This is a genomic window from Burkholderiales bacterium (genome assembly GCA_013695435.1).
Taxonomy (GTDB): domain Bacteria; phylum Pseudomonadota; class Gammaproteobacteria; order Burkholderiales; family JACMKV01; genus JACMKV01.
Map to the genome: position 1 here is coordinate 1 of JACDAM010000095.1, position 3,776 is coordinate 3,776.

General features: G+C 60.7%; 6 protein-coding genes. 4 read left to right on the top strand and 2 right to left on the bottom strand.

Annotated elements, in window-relative coordinates; genetic code table 11:
* On the bottom strand, positions 1 to 809 hold an 809-nt coding region (locus tag H0V78_05555), incomplete at its 3' end, for a 2-dehydropantoate 2-reductase (GenBank protein MBA2351255.1).
* A gap of 166 nt (positions 810 to 975) precedes the next feature.
* On the opposite strand from H0V78_05555, the gene H0V78_05560 reads away from it, so the two are divergent.
* From H0V78_05560 to H0V78_05575, 4 genes are all read left to right on the top strand, one after another.
* On the top strand, positions 976 to 1,500 hold the full coding sequence (locus H0V78_05560) for a bacterioferritin (protein MBA2351256.1): 525 nt from the start codon (positions 976 to 978) through the stop codon (positions 1,498 to 1,500).
* A gap of 86 nt (positions 1,501 to 1,586) precedes the next feature.
* The gene (msrA, locus tag H0V78_05565) at positions 1,587 to 2,063 is read left to right on the top strand and encodes a peptide-methionine (S)-S-oxide reductase MsrA (protein MBA2351257.1); all 477 of its coding nucleotides are present in this window, start codon (positions 1,587 to 1,589) and stop codon (positions 2,061 to 2,063) included.
* 40 nt (positions 2,064 to 2,103) lie between these two features.
* Positions 2,104 to 2,973: a PhnD/SsuA/transferrin family substrate-binding protein gene (locus H0V78_05570; protein MBA2351258.1), complete on the top strand. Its 870-nt coding sequence runs from the start codon at positions 2,104 to 2,106 to the stop codon at positions 2,971 to 2,973.
* Positions 2,909 to 3,319, top strand: a complete 411-nt coding sequence (locus H0V78_05575; protein ID MBA2351259.1) for a heme-binding protein — start codon at positions 2,909 to 2,911, stop codon at positions 3,317 to 3,319. The genes H0V78_05570 and H0V78_05575 overlap by 65 nt, the downstream gene beginning before the upstream one ends.
* 199 nt (positions 3,320 to 3,518) lie before the next feature.
* Here the strand turns inward: H0V78_05575 and H0V78_05580 are convergent.
* Positions 3,519 to 3,776 (bottom strand): GMC family oxidoreductase (locus H0V78_05580; GenBank protein ID MBA2351260.1); only part of this gene is annotated, 258 nt, incomplete at its 5' end.

Below are 3,776 nucleotides of genomic sequence, written 5' to 3' on the forward strand. Positions count from 1 at the left end.
GCGCCGACTTTTTCCGCGCCGGCGATGCGCTTTTCGAGCGAGACGCGAAACGTGATGCCGAGCCTGTTGGCGATGGTTTGCGCTTCGGTCATCATCGCCGCCGCCAGGCTGCGCGACAGCGGAAAGCGGCAGATTTGTTCCAATGTCGCATGCGTCAGCGCGCTGACCGGATTGAAGCTCAGATTGCCCCACAGCTTGAGCCAGATTTCCGAGCGGATGTCTTTCAGTACCGGCGACTTGAAGCCGGCGCGCGTGAACATGTCCGAAATCATTTTGACGCGCGGCGATTCCGCGCCGTCGAGTTCGCCGACCGGAAAACGATGACCTTCGATATGGCGCACGACACCGGGCGCGATCAGTTCCGCGGCCGGGTAAACGATACAGCCGATCAGCCGCTCTACTTCGATGCACTTCGACAGAATACCTTCGGGATCGACTGCGGCGATCGCCCTGCCCTCGAATTCGCCGCCATGCTTCTGGAAATACCACCACGGGATGCCGTTCTGCGTGGTGACGACGATGGTGTCGGGGCCGAACAGCGCGCGCAGTGCCTGCGCGATCGGCGCGACCTGATGCGCTTTCAGCGCGAGGATGATGACATCCTGGATGCCGGCGCTTTCCAGGGTCGCTGCGCGCACGTTTTGCGCGACGTGCTCGCTGCCATCCTCCAGGATCAGCTTCATGCCGTTATGCCGGATAGCCTCGAGGTTGGCGCCGCGCGCGATCAAAGTCACGTCTTCGCCTGCCAAGGCGAGTTTGATTCCCATGTAGCCGCCGATCGCGCCGGCGCCGACGATGCCTATCTTCATCCTGCCTCCGAAAAATCCGTCCACCATCGATAATACTTTGGCGCGGTTCCGGCTTCCACCCGTGCGTTCGTGCAGTCGATGCAAAAAAAATAGAATGAGAATAGAATGAGAATGGTTCGCATCACCTCTTCAACACGCACGCCGATCCCGATCGAGGAGACTCCGCTTGAGCAGTAAACCTTTCCTGTCCGATGTCGAAACGCTGCGCGGCAGAGCGCGCCACCACATCCGGCAGGGCACGACCGGCAGCGTCGAGATCGTCAACCAGTTGCTGAACGCGGCGCTCGCCATCGAAATGGTTTGCGTGCTGCGCTACAAGCGCCATTACTTTCTTGCTTCCGGCATGAACGCGCCCGGCATCGCCGACGGATTCCTGCGACGCGCAAACGAAGAACAGGAGCACGCCGATTCGATCGCGGCGCGCATCCGGGCGCGCGGCGGCGACCCCGATTTTTTCCCCGAGGGATTGCTGATGCACGGCCCGATCGAATATGCGGACGATGTGACGCTGCCCAAGTTGATCGAGGAAGATGTGATCGCCGAGCGCATTGCCATCGACGCTTATCGGGAGATCATGGCTTACCTCGGCAACAGCGATGCCGAGTCGAAGCAAATGATCGAACGAATTCTGGCCGACGAAGAGGAGCACGCGGACGATCTTGTGAACCTGCTGCACGAGCTCGGCTCTTAGAGCTTGGTTCCGCCGGGCCTCCAGCCGATCTTGCACGGCGCCGCAAAGCCAAAGCTGACAGGCGTACATCCGACAAGGAGAAGGTGATGACCGAAAAAGCGACGTTCGCGGCGGGCTGTTTCTGGGGCGTGGAAGCGGCGTTTCGCGCTCTCGATGGCGTAATCAACACGGCGGTCGGTTATGCCGGCGGAATAATGGATAAACCCACATACCGCGACGTCTGCACCGGCAACACCGGTCACGCGGAAGCCGTGCAGGTTGAATACGATCCCGACAAGGTTTCCTATGAGCAATTGCTGAATGTGTTCTGGGAAAATCACGATCCGACGACACTGAATCGCCAGGGTCCCGACATCGGGACCCAGTATCGTTCAGCGATTTTCTATCACAATCCCGGGCAGCAAGCCGCGGCTACCGCGTCGAAGAACAAGGTGCAGGCCAGCGGGCGTTTTCGCCGGCCTGTCGTGACCGAAATTCAACCCGCCCCCGTTTTTTTCATGGCTGAGGATTACCACCAGCAATATCTTGAAAAACGCGGGCTCGCAACCTGCCGGACGCATTGATCCTGCGCATCCGCGAAATCGACTTCGATTATCGTCGCGGATGCCGGTGCTGAGATTCACCTCGTGTCAGGCGCAAAGCGCCGATTTCGCCTGTCGGGAGATAGCTGAGTATCTCGGACGGCGCATAGGCAGTGCGACCGGGTTCATCGCGGATATTCCGTGGCAACAGCGCGAGCGCATGCTCGATGCAGGCCGCATACACGTGGCATGGATTTGCGGCCTGCCATATGTGCGGAAATCCGGGCGGATCGACAACCCGCTCGAATTGCTCGGCGCCCCTGTCATGCTGGGCGCGCGCTACCAGGGCCGGCCGGTTTATTTTTCCGACGTGCTGGTTCATCGCGACAGCGCTTTCCGGTGTTTCGAGGATCTGCGGGGCGCGAGCCGGGCCTACAACGAGCCGGGCTCGCATTCCGGTTATAACGCGGTACGCTATCACCTTGCGACGCTCGGTGAGCGCCGCGGATATTTCGGCGAGGTGATCGAGTCGGGCGCGCACCAGACGAGCTTGCAATGGTTGCTCGATCGCAAAGTCGATGCCTCCGCGATCGACAGCGCCGTGCTCGAATTCGCGTGCCAGCGAGATCCCGGGCTTCGTGAACAACTGCGCCGCGTTGCAACGTTCGGACCGGCAGCGATACCGCCGTGGGTCGTGCTGAAAAGCGTTGTCCAACGCGACCGCCTGCGCGACGCGATGCTCGCGATGCATGAAACAAGCGAGGGCCGCGCGCTTTGTGCAAGTCGCCGATCGCAATTACGACCTCATCCGAAAAATGGCTGCCGCCGCGGCCGACGTAGAACTTGCCGCAGCGCCGGCTGCCATGGCGACTTGAAAGGAGACGACGTTGTTGACCAGGAAAGTGCTGAGCCTCGACGACGCAAAAAAAATCGCCGCTGGCGCCGAGGCTGAGGCGCGGCGCAACAACTGGCTGGTGATCGTCGCCATCGTCGATGACGGCGGTCATCTTGTTTATCTGCAAAGGCTCGACGGCGCCCAATTCGGCAGTATCGACGTCGCGATTGCCAAAGCGCATGCGGCGATCGCGTTCAAGCGCCCGACCAAGGCGTGGGAAGATTTGGTCAATCAGGGTCACGTGCGTTATATGGGCCTGCCCGGCTCGCTGCCTCTGGAGGGCGGCTTGCCGCTGATCGTCGATGGCGAGATCGTGGGCGCAATCGGCGTGTCCGGCGTGAAATCGCATGAGGATGCGCAAATTGCAAAAGCGGGCATCGATGCGTTTGCGGCAACCGGGTAACGAGAGCGAGGCGAAACTGAACGGCGTCGCCGATGCGCTGCGGAAGGCAGCGAAAGGAAGGTGGCACGCCAAGCTGGACGCGAGAGGCTCGATGCTACCGTCGCTTACTTCCTGTCCGAAATTTCCGTCGAAACGCGCGATCGAGCAAGGCCTCGCGTGATTGAACGACGTCGATCGCAATACCGTTTCGCGGATCATCTCACGGAAATGCGGCGAGATGATCGGCCAGACGCAGCGCGAGCGTGGCTAGCGTCAAACTTGGATTCGCCGCCGGGATCATCGGAAATACCGACACGTCGCAGACGTACAGATTGTCGTAAGCTTCCACGCGCAGATCCTCGTTGACCACGCCGGTGTGATTGCCGCTCATGCGCATCGAGCCGCCGGCGTGGTGTACCGTGCCTTCATTGCCGAAATGCATGCCGTCCGCCGGGTTGAATTGCGCGCCCAGGAAACC